The organism is Lederbergia lenta NBRC 16444 (genome assembly GCF_001591545.1).
In the GTDB taxonomy this organism is placed as follows: Bacteria; Bacillota; Bacilli; order Bacillales; family Bacillaceae_C; genus Lederbergia; species Lederbergia lenta.
In genome coordinates, this window is the sequence record NZ_BCVC01000002.1 from 242,154 (window position 1) to 258,895 (window position 16,742).

The 16,742-nt window shown below is 35.2% G+C and carries 13 protein-coding genes and 1 riboswitch; of the genes, 10 read left to right on the forward strand and 3 right to left on the reverse strand.

The window, feature by feature from the left end; genetic code table 11:
• The first annotated feature begins 215 nt into the window (after nt 1–215).
• Nucleotides 216–1,346 (forward strand): radical SAM/CxCxxxxC motif protein YfkAB, encoded by a 1,131-nt coding sequence (gene yfkAB / locus BLE01S_RS11105; protein ID WP_066142259.1) that lies wholly within the window; start codon nt 216–218, stop codon nt 1,344–1,346.
• Between the two features lie 230 nt (nt 1,347–1,576).
• Here yfkAB and BLE01S_RS11110 read toward each other — a convergent pair whose 3' ends face one another.
• The 3 genes from BLE01S_RS11110 to BLE01S_RS11120 form a co-directional block, all read right to left on the reverse strand.
• Nucleotides 1,577–2,509, reverse strand: coding sequence for an aldo/keto reductase (locus BLE01S_RS11110; protein ID WP_066141621.1), 933 nt, complete (start codon nt 2,507–2,509; stop codon nt 1,577–1,579).
• Nucleotides 2,502–3,518 (reverse strand): Gfo/Idh/MocA family protein, encoded by a 1,017-nt coding sequence (locus tag BLE01S_RS11115; protein ID WP_066141624.1) that lies wholly within the window; start codon nt 3,516–3,518, stop codon nt 2,502–2,504. Before BLE01S_RS11115 ends, BLE01S_RS11110 begins: the two co-directional genes overlap by 8 nt.
• Before the next feature lie 182 nt (nt 3,519–3,700).
• Nucleotides 3,701–5,002 carry an alpha-glucosidase/alpha-galactosidase gene (locus BLE01S_RS11120; protein WP_066141626.1) on the reverse strand — a complete coding sequence of 434 codons (1,302 nt, stop codon included), beginning with the start codon at nt 5,000–5,002 and terminating at the stop codon, nt 3,701–3,703.
• Between the two features lie 102 nt (nt 5,003–5,104).
• Here BLE01S_RS11120 and BLE01S_RS11125 point away from each other — a divergent pair, with 102 nt between their 5' ends.
• The 9 genes from BLE01S_RS11125 (at nt 5,105) to BLE01S_RS11160 (ending at nt 16,703) form a co-directional block, all read left to right on the forward strand.
• Nucleotides 5,105–5,992, forward strand: coding sequence for an AraC family transcriptional regulator (locus BLE01S_RS11125; RefSeq protein ID WP_066141629.1), 888 nt, complete (start codon nt 5,105–5,107; stop codon nt 5,990–5,992).
• Nucleotides 5,993–6,062: 70 nt separating this feature from the next.
• The gene (locus BLE01S_RS11130) at nt 6,063–7,529 is read left to right on the forward strand and encodes a methyl-accepting chemotaxis protein (RefSeq protein ID WP_066141632.1); all 1,467 of its coding nucleotides are present in this window, start codon (nt 6,063–6,065) and stop codon (nt 7,527–7,529) included.
• A 141-nt stretch (nt 7,530–7,670) separates the two neighbouring features.
• On the forward strand, nt 7,671–9,449 hold the full coding sequence (locus BLE01S_RS11135; protein ID WP_066141635.1) for a sensor histidine kinase: 1,779 nt from the start codon (nt 7,671–7,673) through the stop codon (nt 9,447–9,449).
• Complete coding sequence (locus tag BLE01S_RS11140) at nt 9,446–10,528, forward strand: response regulator (protein ID WP_066141639.1); 1,083 nt, start codon at nt 9,446–9,448, stop codon at nt 10,526–10,528. Before BLE01S_RS11135 ends, BLE01S_RS11140 begins: the two co-directional genes overlap by 4 nt.
• A 140-nt stretch (nt 10,529–10,668) precedes the next feature.
• Nucleotides 10,669–11,946 (forward strand): ABC transporter substrate-binding protein, encoded by a 1,278-nt coding sequence (locus BLE01S_RS11145; protein WP_066141643.1) that lies wholly within the window; start codon nt 10,669–10,671, stop codon nt 11,944–11,946.
• A 100-nt stretch (nt 11,947–12,046) separates the two neighbouring features.
• Nucleotides 12,047–12,994: a carbohydrate ABC transporter permease gene (locus BLE01S_RS11150; RefSeq protein ID WP_082788704.1), complete on the forward strand. Its 948-nt coding sequence runs from the start codon at nt 12,047–12,049 to the stop codon at nt 12,992–12,994.
• The gene (locus BLE01S_RS11155; RefSeq protein WP_066141645.1) at nt 12,991–13,815 is read left to right on the forward strand and encodes a carbohydrate ABC transporter permease; all 825 of its coding nucleotides are present in this window, start codon (nt 12,991–12,993) and stop codon (nt 13,813–13,815) included. The genes BLE01S_RS11150 and BLE01S_RS11155 overlap by 4 nt, the downstream gene beginning before the upstream one ends.
• A gap of 159 nt (nt 13,816–13,974) precedes the next feature.
• Nucleotides 13,975–14,085: riboswitch (SAM riboswitch) on the forward strand.
• 136 nt (nt 14,086–14,221) lie between these two features.
• Complete coding sequence (locus tag BLE01S_RS20480) at nt 14,222–14,392, forward strand: YezD family protein (RefSeq protein ID WP_420812672.1); 171 nt, start codon at nt 14,222–14,224, stop codon at nt 14,390–14,392.
• Nucleotides 14,393–14,603: 211 nt separating this feature from the next.
• Nucleotides 14,604–16,703, forward strand: a complete 2,100-nt coding sequence (locus tag BLE01S_RS11160) for a sensor domain-containing phosphodiesterase (RefSeq protein WP_066141648.1) — start codon at nt 14,604–14,606, stop codon at nt 16,701–16,703.
• Nucleotides 16,704–16,742 lie beyond the last annotated feature (39 nt).

The window sequence follows — 16,742 nt, forward strand, 5'->3', positions numbered from 1 at the left end:
TACGCAAAGTGAATAGAAGACAAATAAAATTGTAAATAATTTTTTGTTATAATTGAATTCGATACTACAAGAGTTGGATGCTTCGAATTATATTTGTTTTTACATATAAACAAAAGCAACTGAATACGAATAACTATCCGTGCTACAATGAAGGAAGTGTTTTTTCGGGAATGAGCGATCATTTCTTGATTTTTATAAAAAAGGGAGTTTTACCGATGATAAAAAATGCGCCAACATTAAAAAATATGACACCAACTTATGATCCGTGGGAAGCATATTTAGATGTGACAGAGCATGGGGAGTTAACATTATCGAATATTGAATTTACAACTACATATTTATGTAATATGCGTTGTGAGCATTGTGCTGTAGGATATATGCTCCAACATAAAGATCCGGATGCATTGCCGATAGATTTGTTGATTCAAAGATTAGATGAAATTCCCCATTTGCGTGCATTCAGTATAACTGGCGGAGAACCAATGTTTTCGAAAAAGTCAGTGGAGCAGTATGTGCTCCCGTTATTAAAATATGCACATGAACGTGGTGTGCGCACACAAATGAACTCCAACTTAACGATGCCATTAGATCGTTATTTATTGATTGCCCCGTATTTGGATGTCCTCCATATTTCTCACAATTGGGGAATGGTTGATGACTTTATAGATGGCGGATTTGCGAACATGGAAAGAAAGCCACCTCGTGAGCGCCGTGCCCAGCAATTCGAACGGATGATTGAAAATAGCCGGGCACTTTCAGAAGCGGGCGTGATGGTTTCAGCTGAAACAATGCTTAATAAACGAACATTGCCACATCTTGAACATATTCATAAGCAAGTTGTTGAGGAGATGAAATGTGCACGCCACGAGATTCATCCGATGTACCCAAGTGACTTCGCGGCTAATCTGGAAGTTCTTTCTTTAGAAGAAACGAGAAACGCGATTCATCACATCCTTGATATTCGTAATGAAGATGTTTGGATGTTATTTGGGACGTTGCCATTTTATCCATGCAATGAAAAGGAAGAAGACCTTAAATTACAGGAAAGAATTTATCAAAGCAAAAACGTGTCCGTTCGAAATGATCCAGATGGAAGATCACGACTTAACGTTAACATCTTCACTGGTGATGTGATCGTTGCGGACTTTGGAGACGTACCACCACTTGGAAATATTAATACAGAAACACTACCATCCATGTTTGATCGTTGGTTGGAGCAACCAATAGCTAAATCACTTAACTGTCATTGTCCAGCAGCACGTTGCCTTGGGCCGAATCTATTAGTGAAAAATGCTTATTATCCAGAAGTCGATTTTGGGCAGAGAAAAGCGAAGATTAGATATTAAAAATTCGCGTGACGGCGAACAGAGTGGTCGTGATGGCGGATAGAAATGCGTGACACCGAATAAAATCACGTGAATGCGAATAAAACGGCTGCGGATAAGACGGCCGTGGATAGGATCGCTTTAACAGTAAATCGCAGTTATTAGTCAGGCAATTTTTCCCTCTGTTGAGTAAAAAAGAAGAAGAACTGTGTGGATGACTCTCCATACAGTTCTTTTTTATCATAAACAAATTATTTAGTGCGCAAATCCAACCATTTAACTTCATCTTGAGTTAAGCTGATGTTTGTTGCCTCTTTACAAGATAGCATTTCTTTTTTATTTTGCGGCCCAATAATTGCTGCCGTTGGGAATGATTGATTTAAGACGTATGCTAGGCTGATTTGAATTGTTTCTACACCTTTTTCTTTCGCTAATTGTTCGGCTCTACGGTAGCGCTCCCAGTTTTCATCATTATAAAAGACGCGAACAAGATCTTCATTTGAGCGATCTTCCGGAGTGAAACGGCCGGTGAAGAAGCCACGAGCTTGAGAAGACCATGAGAAAATTGGTAATCCTGTTTCTTCATGCCAAGCAAGTGTTTCGTCATCTACTGAAATACAATCAGCCCAATAAGGCTCAATTGCTTTTGCTAAACTCAAGTTTGGACTGCTGTATGTGAAACCAACTAAACCGTGTTTTACAGCGTAATCATTTGCTTCTTGTAGTCTTTCTTTGGACCAGTTAGAACCGCCGAATGCGCCAATTCGACCTGCTTCCACATGTTCATTTAATATTTCCAGGATTTCTCCAACAGGAACGCTAGGATCATCACGATGCAATGCATATAAATCAATATAGTCTGTACGAAGTCTCTCCAAACTCGTTTCAAGCTCTTGATTAATGGCTTGTCTATTTACTTGAGGTCCATTTTGATTTGGATGTCCGCCTTTTGTTAGAATTAGTACATCGTCACGGCGTTTATTTTCTTCCATCCAAATACCAATTGCTTCTTCACTTTTTCCGCCAGCATAAATAAAAGCAGTGTCAATCGTGTTTCCACCAATTTCTATATAATCATTTAATACTTCCGTCACTTTGTCCATAATATCTGGAGTAAAGTAATCTGTCCCCATAATTAGTTCAGATACAGGTTTTTTTATATTTTTAATTTGGATATTACGCATATGTTTTTATCTCCTTTTCATTTAAAATAATTCTTTGCTGTTTTTCAGCTGAGAGGAGTGCCCCTTTAACAGCTCTCATATTGCGAATCATGTCATCTGCAGGGAATTTTGTTTCTTTTCCATCTAATACACTTTCTGCAAATGAATCAGCTTGAAGCGCATATGGATTGATATTCTCCTCTTGAACGGTCGTCACTTCGTCCCCTTTAATGATGTCATATGATTGATCACCAAGGAATGCTGCCTTCATAACAATTCGACCTTCAGTACCGAGAATTTCTAATTCATTACGGAAAGCTGCCCACATGGCACAGTCAAACGTTAGTGAAACTCCATTGGAAAATTCCATAATTCCTGCAGCCATCATATCAACGTCTCCATGATCAGGAGAGAATAATGCATGTGTTGTTACTGCAGTAGGCTCTTCATCTAGAATTAACCTTGCAGCACTAATAGGATAGCAACCTACATCATATATGGAGCCGCCACCCCATTCTTTTTTATAGCGGATATTTTCTAGATTAGTGGCACCATTAAATGAAAATACGCCGTGAATACCCCGTATATCACCAATTTCTCCATCTTTAATTAGTTTTTTAATATCTTCATATCGTTTTTGGTGACGATACATATAAGCTTCTACTAAAATGACTCCAGCTTTTTCACAAGCATCAATCATCTCTTGTGCTTCCACCTCATCTAATGCTACTGGTTTCTCGCAAAGTATATGTTTACCAGCTGCAGCAGCCTTTAGTGTCCACTCTTTATGTAAATGGTTAGGAAGTGGAATGTAAACGGCATCAATTTCTGGGTCTTGTAATAGCTCTTCATAGCTGCCATACGCTTTTGGTATACCTAGTTCTTTAGCGAATTTTTCGGCATTGTCTAAAGACCTGCTCGCAACCGCTTCCACTGTATTGCGCTTTGATTCTTGAATACCTGGTATAACAGAGCGTTTACCAATACTTGCTGTACTCATAATGCCCCATCTTACTTTTTGTTCAGACATGGTAAGAGCCTCCTAATATTAAAGTAGTATATTTATATTATGACAGATAGATTAGCTAGTAAGCTAATCTTTTTATTTGAAAAAGAAAATTAATTTAAAAAAAGAGCAAATTCCCTAACGCGAGGGCCAGAGAATTTGCTTATTCATCATATCCAGTCGCTAAACGGACGCTTCCGCTTTTCTTAAGAAAATTTTGGTAGCCAGTCTCCGTGTGCTTCGATTAGGTCATCGCATAGTGAGACGATATCGTCTATTGAAAGTTCAGCTGCAGTGTGTGGGTCGAGCATAGCAGCTTGATAAATATGTTCTTTTTTGCCAGTCATAGCTGCTTCGATTGTTAATAGTTGTGTGTTAATATTTGTTCTATTAAGAGCTGCGAGTTGTTCAGGCAGATCTCCGACATATGTCGGTGTCACACCGCTACTATCAACAAGACAAGGAACTTCTACAACCGCATTTTCTGGGAGATTGCTAATTAATCTTCCTGTATTTAAGACGTTTCCGCCAATTTTATAAGGAATATCCGTTTCCATTGCTTCGATGATATATGAGCCATACTCATGAGAACGTTCGTGAGTTAAGTCTTTGTTATTAACCATGTCTTCACGCATTTGTTTCCATCCGGCAATTTGGTTTACACATCTACGTGGATATTCATCGAGTGGAATATTGAATTTCTCAATTAATTCAGGATAATTCTTTTTAATGAAATATGGGTGGTATTCTGCGTTATGCTCGGACGATTCTGTTATGTAATAACCGAATCGATTCATTAATTCAAATCTCACCATATCATTATGTTTTGTTTTTTGTTTTTCAGCAGCACGTTTTTTAATTTCTGGGTATAAGTCTTTTCCATCACGTGTGATTTCAAGCAACCATGCCATATGATTAATTCCTGCGATCTTCCATTGGATATTATCCGTAGGCATATCGAGAGATTTAAGTAAATCCGGTGCACACACTTGCACACTATGACAAAGACCTACTGTTTTAATGCCACCGTAGCGAAGCATTGTTCCAGTCAATACGGCCATTGGATTTGTATAATTTAAGAACCATGCATCAGGGCATACTTCGCGCATATCTTTTGCAAAGTCTAGCATGACTGGAATCGTTCTCAGGTTCCTGAAAATCCCACCAATTCCGATCGTGTCTGCGATTGTTTGACGAAGCCCGTATTTTTTTGGAATTTCAAAGTCCGTGATCGTACATGGATCATATCCACCAACTTGGATCGCATTGATTACATACTTAGCACCTCTTAGTGCTTCTTTCCGATCTGAATATGCTTTTATAGTTACTGTTGATCCCATACTATTTTTCATATTGTTCAACATATTTTCTGAATCTGTTAATCTTTCATGATCGATATCGAATAGGGCAAACTCAAAGTCTTGCAAGCTAGGGACTGTCATGCAATCACCGAGCACATTTTTTGCGAATACTGTACTTCCTGCACCGAGAAATGTTATTTTAGACATGAATGATAACCTCCATAGTAAAAAGTTGCTTGATTCACTTTTATAATATATCTTAGTGTAAGCTCTTTCAATGGTAAAAATGAATGAATGGAGGGTAAAATATTGCTGTTAGAAAATGGGGGTTTCAAATCTTTTGGTTTTCATTTTTCAGGAGAACATCAAAATGCAGTAGCTGGTCTTTATTCGGTAGGGTGGGAAAGGGAATCGACACACGACTATGATTATGATGGGATGAAACGTAATGAATTTGGTAAATATGTTTTTCAATATACGTTTTCAGGTGCAGGTAAAATAGAAGTTGCAGGAAAAGAATATACATTGGCAGCGGGAAAAGCATTTCTTGTGCAAATTCCGAGTGAGCATCGTTACTTTTTACCTGATGACAGTGAACATTGGGAGTTCATGTATATTACAATTTATGGAGAAGAAGCAAAAAGGTCATTTGATTTTGTTAACGAAAAGCTGGGCACTGTTATCCAGTTTAGTCCTGAATCATCGCCAATCAAGTTATTAATGAGTATTTATCAGGAAGCAGTAAGTAGAAATATAACGGATGCGTATGAGTCATCTGCTATGGCTTATTCATTTGTAATGGAATTATACCGCTATGCTTTAAATATAGGGGTATCAACAGAAAAATGGCCGAAACAAGTGGAGAAAGCAATCTTATATGCGAAAAAATATTATCCGAGCCAAATCGGTTTAAATGATTTAGTTGCCGAATCTGGACTGTCAAAATATCACTTCACTAGACTTTTTCATAAAACAACAAATTTAACACCGATTCAATATTTAACGAAAATCCGTATTGATAAAGCGATTGAGTTGCTTAGAATGACGAATTATTCAATAGATGACATTGCTAAATTAGTAGGTTATTCAAACGGAAATTACTTCATTAAAGTTTTTCATAAGCGAATTGGTATGTCCCCTGGTCAATTTCGTGAAAGTAAATATACGGTGCCAGTAGATCATGTTATGACAGACTGAAGTAACATACTCTTGTTAATCTTTTATCTTTGGATGTCGATATAAAAGATATATGGAAAGGGGGAAAAGGATGGATATTGAACAAGTAACGAAAGGTGATCGCAGAAGTAAAAATAATATCATGACACTTGCATATGGTGTTGCTAGTGGTATAGGGTTCATTGCTCAACTTATTTTAAAAGCTAATCTAGCGGTTCAGCTGTCACTAGGAATACCATTCGTTTTATTATTTATTTTCTATTATTTTAGCCGTCGCAATGATTTCTTAGATCGGTATTTATCTTATATTATTATTTCTTTAGGTTCTATTACCATATTCGGTTCATTAATATTATCGTCCGCAAGTCTTGGTACGATCGCTTTATCTTTTTTTCTTTTAATTATAGCAAGTATTCCTGGTTCCTATGGAGTGATGATCTACGGTTATATTTTAAGTTCGATTTCGATGGGAATGAATTTTAAGTATTTTAGTAATATAGAGAGTATGGGTCCAAATGCAGTTAATCTTTTAATCGTTCATTTTCTAGCAGCGGCGGCGCTCTTCTTGCTCGTCCGTCAAAGTAATCGAATGTTTAAGCAAGTGGGGTTACTTTTACAAGCTTCTCAAGCGAAAGCTGTTGAAGAGCAAGAATTGGCCGATAAGCTAGAGCATGCGGTAGGTACGATCATAACTAATATAGAAAAGGTTCGAACCAATGCGAATACATCAGTTGATGCCCAAAGAGAAATGCTTACAGCGGTAAGTGAAGTAAGTATAGGCAGTCAAAGGCAGGCCGATCAGATTGCTGATATCGCTGAAAGTACAGAAGAGACAAGTAAATCGGTAGAAGAAATGCGCTCACAATTGGACAAAATTGTTGCTCAAGCGAATGAAGCTGGCAATAGAGCAGATGGTGGGGCTTTGCAGATTGCTAAAATGAAAAATAGCATAGAATCGTTTACAGCGTTTTTCAATGGCCTTAGCGATACATTCAAAAAGCTTACAGAAAAAATACTTGAAACGAATAATTTTGCTAGTTCTATACGCCAAATAACGGAACAGACAAATTTGCTTGCTTTAAATGCTTCTATTGAAGCGGCTCGTGCTGGGGAACATGGAAAGGGCTTTGCCGTTGTAGCGGAAGAGATCCGCAAGCTCTCGGGTTTAACAGATGAAACGTTAAGAAAAATAGATGAAAATCTAAACGAGGTTAATACGTATAATGAACTTGCGGTTGACAAAGTGCAAGAAGGGGTTCATCAAATGAATGAGCAAGTAAATCTGGCGGATGATTCGAACGCTTCATTTATCGACCTATTTAGAACGATGAGTACGCTACAGCTTGAATTACAGCAATTTTCAAAGCAGATGAGTACCATTTCAGAAAATAGTGGAGTAATCCAAGGACGTACGAATGAATTTGCTGCGATTATCGAACAAAGCACCGCTGCTGTTGAACAATTGAATGCTACACTTATTCAGTTAGTAGATGAGCAGGAACAAATTACTACATACATCAATGAAACATATGACGAAGCAAATCAAATACGAGCATAATTACTAGAAAAGTCACCAATCTAGAGATGGTGGCTTTTTCCAATGAAAATCTAGTAATTAAAATAGTAAATCGATCAAATATAAAGTTGTGTAAAATAGTAATATGATCGTTTTAAACAGAATGAAGAAAGGGTGAGTTATATGATTACATATAGGAATAGGTTTAAGCACCTGCTTATATTGATAAAACATTATTTAAATATTTATATAATGGAAAGTATACGACGAAAATTAGTTATTACCCTACTCATCGTGATGACTGTTCCACTTGTCATTTTTTTAATCCTATCCACTAATATCGCGAGAGGCACTGTCGGATCTTCAGAGATCAGTTCAAACATAGCCCGGGTCGATCTTTCCAGTCATTATATTGAATATCAGCTAAAAGAATATGATCAGCTACTTTTTTCAGCATTAGTAGATGACTTACTAGTTCCTAGTTTAATGAAAGTTGATGATATTAACACGACCAATATGTTCAACACGCAAAATTATATTAAGGATAAACTCTTTAATATGTATAATAGCAGGGAAAGCATTAGAGCAATATCACTCGTTTCTTACGATACTGGTAATAATTATCGTATAACAGATAATGAATTCTTTATTGAATCGTACTCAAACTTACCGCAGTATGCTAAAAGTAAAGATGTCATTTTTGGCATTGATGAAGAATCTAATAGTTTTTTCTTTGAACGAAATATTTATAGATTTGAAGATCAGAAACTAATTGGGAAGATAAAAATGAATATTAATTTTTCCTTGTTTGATCCTATTATAAAAAATCTGCAAAGTAATGAAGGCGAGCATGTTATATTACTTAGTTCTTCAGGGGATATTCTTTATAATCCAGATAATGCTCATATTGATAAGTCAGTAAGAAAACAAATGGTGACAAATAGGAGTAGGGAGACAGAGGTTACCCAGGAAGAGAATCTGTATTTATTTCAAAATAAGTTGAATCAAAATATTATTTTATTAAAAATGGTGCCAGTAGAAGTAATGAATATTGGGGCTTCTTATATTCAAAAGTCCGGAATTATTATTCTCATTATTTCAATTATTTTAACAGTAACATTGTCAATCTATGTGTCAAATAAAGTAACTAAGCCTGTAATTGAGTTATCAAAAGCAATGGAAAAAATAGGTGAAAACAATTTTAATGTTCAAATAAAAACAACTGGATCGGATGAAATTAGTCATTTAAGAAGGAAATATAAAGAAATGATCGGCAGAATTCGTAACTTAATTGAAAAGGATTATAAGCGTGAAATAGAAAAGAAGGATGCACAATTTTTAGCGTTACAGGCACAGATTAATCCTCACTTTCTATATAATACCCTTCAAGTTATTGGGGGGATGGCAATTAAAAAGGGTGTAAAAGAAATTAATGATGTGACACAAACGCTTAGTGATGTGTTTCGATATATTACCAAAAAACAGGATGGACTCGTTTATTTATATGAGGAAGTAGATCACTTGAAAAATTATATACATATTCAACAATTACGTTTTCAAGATAAAATGTCTATTCATCTATTTGTAGATGACGAAGTAAATGATGAATTGATTCCGTTGTTAACGATTCAGCCGCTTATTGAAAATTGCTTTATCCATGGTTTTGACTCTAAAGTTGATGACTGCATAATAAAAATAGATATTCAAAAAGTATTTGATGAAATTGAAATTATTGTTGAAGACAATGGTAGTGGAATATCTAAGATTGATTTAATTCGCATTCGAGAAAGTTTGGCTTCTGGACAATTTGTGCAAGGAGAAAGAATTGGAATTAATAATGTGAACAATAGAATCAAGCTTTATTTTGGAGATGAATATGGAATTGACCTGTATAGTGAAAAGAATAAATATACTAAAGTCATCATGAGACTTCCTAATCAAAAGAAAGGAGTAGGCGAATGACAAAGCTATTAATTGTTGATGATGAAAAATGGGTCCGGGATACAATAAAAATTTTGGTTAAGCAAGCATCATCACCTATTAAGCATATTGAAATGATAGAAGCTAAAAATGGAATAGAAGCGTTGGAATTGATTCATATTGTACAACCGGACATTGTTATAACAGATATGAAAATGCCTGGTATAGATGGAAAAGAACTACTGGAAATAGTGGGAAATAACCACCCACATCTTCCAGTTATCGTTTTAAGTGGATACCATGATTTTGTGTATACGAAGCAAGCAATTAAGTCCAGAGTGATCGAATATTTACTAAAGCCTGTCGATGAAATGGAACTATTTCAGGCAATAGAAAAATCTATTGAGGTGAAAACAAAGCTAGAACATCAACATATAAATTACCAAATGTTATCGATTGATCGGCCAGAAATATCAAACGTCATTCAGCCTTTTCTCAAGAGCATTTACTATGATGTGAAAGAATTAAATACTGCCTTGTATTTGAACCATGTGCAACAATTTTCAAATACAATAGACATATCCTTAAAAATGGATGAATCATTCACTTTACATTTACAACAAAAATTTTTAATTACAATGGAAGAGATGATGCATGATCATCAACTTCGTCTAGAAGATTTGAAAATAACTTTATCAAAGTTACATTTAAATCGATCTGCTACATTTGAGCAAGTCATTGGAAATCAAGTTGAAATAGTGCAAGCAATTATCACTACTATTGAAAGAAATAAAAGCTTGAAAAAAAAGCTTAATTTGGAAGAGATTAAACAGTATGTTGATCAGCATTACGACGTTCCGGAGATATCTTTAGATGTAGTAGCAAAAACCTTTTTTATTAGTAAAGAGTATCTAACTACTGTATTTAAAAAGAAGTATGGGTACAATATTACGGAATATATCATTTCTTTAAGAATGGAAAAAGCAAAACAACTTGTAATGAATACTACTATGCAGTATAAAACGATTGCTGAAAAAGTTGGATATGATGATCCTCCTTACTTTTACCGAGTATTTAAGAAATATTATCATAAATCGCCAGGAGAAATGAGAAAGACCTGAATATTTAACTCCCTCCTTGAAAGCTTACAGGAGGGAATTTTATTTTGTGAATATTAATAAAGTGCAAGTGTAAGCGATAACATTTTCAATTTTTTATAGTATTGGAAAGTAATATGATAGACATATAAGGGGGAGTTAATATGAAAAAAATATTTATTACTATGTTCACTCTAATTTTATTCGGAAGTTTGCTAGCAGCCTGCAGTTCAAAAGGAGGTTCAGCGACTAATTCAAGTGGTGAAAAATTGGAGAAAGTCGACTTAAAAGTGTTTATCTCACAGCCCCGCTTTAAGAAGCAATATGAAACATATCTGGACCAATTTGTTGAAAAACAAAAAGAAGAAAAAGGCAGAGATATAAATATTAAACTTGAAATGCCGAACGTTAATCAGGCGGATCAATTATTAAAAACTCGATTGGCTTCTGGAGATAGTCCAGACGTATTTAGTCTTCATGCGGTAAACGATATCCCAGTATATGATAAAGCTGGCTATCTCGAAGATTTATCAGGTGAGCCATTCATAGATAAATTATATGATACAGTCACACCAGCCGTAACAATTGATGATCGTGTGCTTGCTGTACCATTAGAAACATTACAATGGGGTTTCTTATACAATAAAGACATTTTTGCAGAATATAATCTGGAAGTTCCGACGACGATGAGTGAAATGGAAGAAATAATTAAGGTATTGGAAAAGAACGAAGTAACACCATTTATACGGGCATATAAGGATTCTTATATACCACAATTATTCCTACCATTGGTGGTAGGTGCATCAAGCGCTACTACAAATCCTGATTTTATGGATGATATGAATGAAGGTAAGGGAAGTTTCGCAGATTTGAAAGATTTATTTCCAGTAATGGACCTTGTTCATGAGCATGGAACTGATAGACCGTTTGAAATTGGACAAGACCAAGGTGCATCAGATTTTGCCAATGGAAAAGCGGCAATGTGGGTGCAAGGTGCATGGATGGCTGAATCTATCGTTGCTGCCAAGGAGGATTTCAACTTTGGAGTCGCAGCACTTCCTATTAATGATGATCCAAATTCAACTTTAATAAATTTAAGCACGTCAACATCTCTAGCCGTTTCAAAAGAAAGTAAAGTAAAAGACGTAGCAAAAGATTTCATCAATTACGTAATGGATGAGGAAGATTCAAGTGCATTATATGAAAGTTTAGCATTTAATCCGATCTCTGATTTGCATACATTTGATCTATATCCTTGGCTCGAGGATTCAAACTCATACGTTGAAGATGGAAGAATATATCAAGATCCTACAATTCCATCTGCAGTAAAATCTGAATCGGAAAAACTATTTCAAAGCTACTTCGCAGATGATGCGACACAAGAAGCAGTAATCAAAGGACTCGATCGCGCATGGGAGCAATACTTAAAAATAAATAATTAATCAGAATCGATTAGGAGCACGGGTTAGAGTGAGAATAGAAAGATAGCAGTGATGCTGTTTTTCTATTCTCTGGAATAAAGACTGGAAAGGAATGAATCCTATGTCTGTGAAAGAGCCAGTAATAGAAACACGCAACAGGACCTCTATTGATTTAGTAATTCCTAAAAAAAGTAGCTTTAAAAAGAAGTATCTAAGTTTACTATTATTCGTATCACCCGCATTTCTATTTTATCTTTTGTTTTTATTTATCCCAACTATTGGTGCAGGTGTGTATAGTTTTACGGATTGGAATGGTTTGAATCCGAATTATGCATTCGTCGGATTCAGCAATTATATAGAAGCATTTAAAGAAGATCAGGCATTTAGACATTCATTTTTATTTACGTTAAGATACACAGTTTTTGTGTTTATTATTCAAAACGTAGTCGCACTTATGCTTGCTTTATTGATTGAATCAAGAACAAGATCCAAAGGGTTTTTTAGAACCATTTTCTTTATGCCAAATATGCTTAGCTTAATTATAAGCGCATTAATGTTTTCCTTTATTTTCACAAATGTTCTGCCAGAACTTTCTCAAAAGGCATTATTGACAGTGCTTGATCAACCATGGATTGGTGATGCAAAAGTTTCTTTTTATTCGATTTTGATAGTTTCCCTATGGCAAGGGATTGGATATATGATGGTCATTTATATGGCGGCTTTACAAGGAGTTCCAAAACAATTAAAAGAAGCGGCAATGATTGATGGAGCAAATGCTTTTCAACGGTTAAGACAAGTGATCCTTCCAATGATTATGCATGCGATTACAATCTGTTCCTTTTTAACATTAAATGGAGCGTTTAAAGTGTTTGATGTTGTTTACGCCTTGACACAGGGTGGACCCGGAACATCTACTCAAGTCATCGCTTTAAATATATATGAAGAAGCGTTTTCAAATAACTTTCGCTTCGGATATGCCAACGCGAAGGCCATGATTTTATTTATGGTTGTTCTGATGATTACCCTTATTCAAGTTAGAGTAACAAAAGGTAAGGAGGTGGAAGCATGAGAGAGAAACGCTTAGCATCAATATCTGCAAATGTTATTTTAACGCTCTTTGCTGCCATTTCATTCTTTCCAATCTATATGGCAATTATTAATTCATTTAAAACACAGGGTGAGATTTTTAACTCTGTTTTAACATTACCTAGCTCTTTACATTTTGAAAATTATATTGGTGTGTTCCAAGAGCTGAATTTATTAGGAAGTGCATTTAACACCTTGATTGTAACCGTTATCGGCCTTGGTGGGATTGTGATTTGTGGTTCTCTAGCTGGATATAAACTTGCTAGAACACGAGGTATATTAAGTAATATTCTCTTCATGCTTTTTATTGCTTCAATGCTTGTACCATTCCACTCTATTATGATTACGCTGAGTCAAATGGCAAAAGGGATTGGAATACAAGGTTCCTTGCCGGGTCTAGGTTTAATTTATATTGGGCTGGGGGTCAATATGGCTGTCTTTCTTTATCATGGTTTTGTGAAATCCATTCCATTAGAGCTTGAAGAGGCAGCAAAAATTGATGGTTGCAGTGATATACAGATTTTCATAAAAATTATCTTTCCTTTATTAAAACCAATAACGGCAACTATATTGATATTAAATGTTTTATGGCTATGGAATGACTTCTTATTGCCATTAATTATGCTAACAGATGTCAATAATTACACATTGATGCTTTCTATCAATATGTTAATTGGCCAATACAATAGTGATTGGCCAAAAATATTAGCGGGTCTAGTATTAACTGCGCTTCCTGTTATTGTATTCTACGCATTTTTTCAAAAGCATATATTGTCTGGGATTTCAGAAGGTGCTATTAAATAATAGGGTAGGGACCTTCTAGTAAGCTATTTTAAGATCTGGTTTAAGGATTTTTTAATTTTTTGAAAATGAGATTGACGTCAAGCCAAATATAATTTACAATACAGTACATAGTATTATTGAAAAAATATTCCAAATAACTGAACGATAACTAAATAGCAAAGCTTATCAAGAGAGGCGGAGGGACTGACCCTGTGAAGCCTCAGCAACCAGCAATGACAAATTGTATGGTGCTAATTTCAGAAGAATACTTTTGTATTCTATAGATGAGTGTGCTTTAACTGGCTTACGGCCTGTTGAACCTCCACTCATACAATCTTGAGTTGGAGGTTTTTTTATGGATAAAAAAGCATAAAATAGGAAGAAAGAATTTTTGTAGGCATTTTCCATAATCAAAAAAGGAGGGATAATGATGGCTTCTTACGATGAGAAAATTATTGAATATATTAAATCTGAATTAAATAGTATTAATTTTGGTTCTGTCATAATTACTATTCACGATGGAAAAATTACACAAATTGATAAGAATGAAAAAAAGAGATTTCCACATCCAGTTAAATTAGGATCAGCAAAAAAATAAGAGAGAATAATGTACTATATTCAGCCTTACTAGTCTCCGATTTAGCTAGAGATCTTTATCGTTAACCCTAATTTTAGCTTCGACAAATTTTTCGTTATGTATATCGACTTAATTTTCTATAAGTTACTGGAAATACCTTCAACGAGGTCGATATAATAGTAGGTATTAAAATATGCTATCAATCGATAATTTCGAAGAGGGAGGCGAAGGCATGGATGAGCAACAAGCTCCCTGTGTATTGCTATATCACATGCAAAGCCGTATATATACTGCAATTAGTGATCGTTCCAATGTCCTAAAGGAAAATAGTAAGCAGATAGAGCAGCAATTCAAATGGGTTAATGAAGCAACGGATAAATCTTTTCACATGGATCTTGGAGACCGATGTTATGAAGTAACAGCTGTGCCATTTCAACAAGATTCGATACTTATCTATATGTTCCCGCATAATAGGGGAGAATTATATCTATCTATGGAACATGAGAAAATGCTGCGATTACAACAACATCAACTATTTGAATTGGCAAAATCAAAAATGATTTCCCAAGGAGCCATTCAGTCGTTGATCGAAGATATATGTGAAACGATTTCATCTGTCATGGATAGTGACCGAGTAAGTATATGGTTGTTTAATGAAAAAAACACAGTTTTGAACTGTCAATATTCATATAATCGACATACCAATGAAGAGTATTTTTCTGAATGGACATTAGAACTTAAAGATTTACCAATGTATTTCGAGCAAATACTGAATAAAAGATTTTTTGTTGTAGAAGATGTGATGGCAGACCAAAGAGTATCCGGCCTCAAACAAATGGACTTTTACCAAAGGGATAAGATACATTCCTTATTAGACACCCCGATCGTATTAAGCACTGGTATTAAGGGAGTTTTATGTTGTGAGTCATTCTCCAAAAGAAAATGGTCGGAGTTAAATCAAGCAATTGTTGGAACGTTCGTAGATATGATAAGTTTTCTATTTGAACGTTTACAGCGAATAGAATTAGAAGAGGAAATACGAAAACTTGCCTATGTAAATCAATTAACGGGGTTATCTAATCATCATGCTTTTCTTGAATTAGTAAATGAAGAGATGCTAAAAATGGACCCAAATGAAAAAGGCTTCATGGTGTACTTAAAGCTCGATCAATTTACTAATATTCAAGATGTATTAGGCCATAGCGGTGGCGATGAAGTGATTATTCATACGGCAAATAGGATGCAAGAATTATTTTATCATAATGGGATTTTAGGACATATCGGATTTGATCACTTTGCGATTTTCTTATCAACAACCAATGATCATTTGACAGCGGATTCTATCGAGCAAATGACGAATCAATTGTTACAGCCAATGTACGTTATGAGGCAAGAAGTGTATATGACGCATAGCTATGGTGTAAGCATTTACCCAGACCATGGTAAAGATGCAAAAAGTTGTTTGCAAACGGCTCAAATCGCCTTAAATATGGGGAGAAAAAGAAATATTCGTAACGTCAAAGCAATATTTACTGATGATATGCTTACAGTAATGGCGGATGATTTAAATGTAGAAATGAACTTGCGTCGTGCTTTGGATTTAGATGAGTTTGAACTATACTATCAGCCACAAATAGACTGTCAATCCGGAAAAGTAATTGGGTTTGAGTCTTTGATTCGATGGAACCATCCAGAGCGAGGTCTGGTGTCTCCAGTTGAATTTATTAACTTAGCTGAATCCACAGGACTTATAATTCCGATTGGTGAATGGGTTATTACACAAGCATTTCAACAACTGGAAAAATGGAATGTAAACAAGCAGGTGGAGTTTACCCTATCAGTGAATATTTCACCACGTCATTTTTTAGATGTAAGATTGTATGACTTTTTAAAACAAAGTTTAGAAACGTATCAGGTGAATCCTAAGAATCTTAATATTGAAATTACTGAGAATGTTGCAATGGAAGGTTTGACCCAAGTACAATATCGAATGAGTAAACTCCATGAACTTGGTATAACTGTTAGTATTGATGATTTTGGGACAGGATTTTCAGCTTTTCAGTATTTGCAACATTTCCCAGTTCAAGGAATAAAGATCGATCGTCAATTTATTCGAGATATTGCAGAAAATGAAAAGAGTATGGGAATCACTAAGACAATTATTGATCTTGGTAAAATGATGAAGTTAAATATTATTAGTGAAGGAGTGGAAACAGTAGAGCAATGGGAAATATTAAAGAAGCTAGGCTGTCCACAACTTCAAGGATATTATTTTTCAAAACCAATGCCACTTAAAGAGATAGAGAATTGGTTAAATCAATACCAACATTAATACTATAATCGAAATAACCTGTTTCCTTTTTCGGGAACA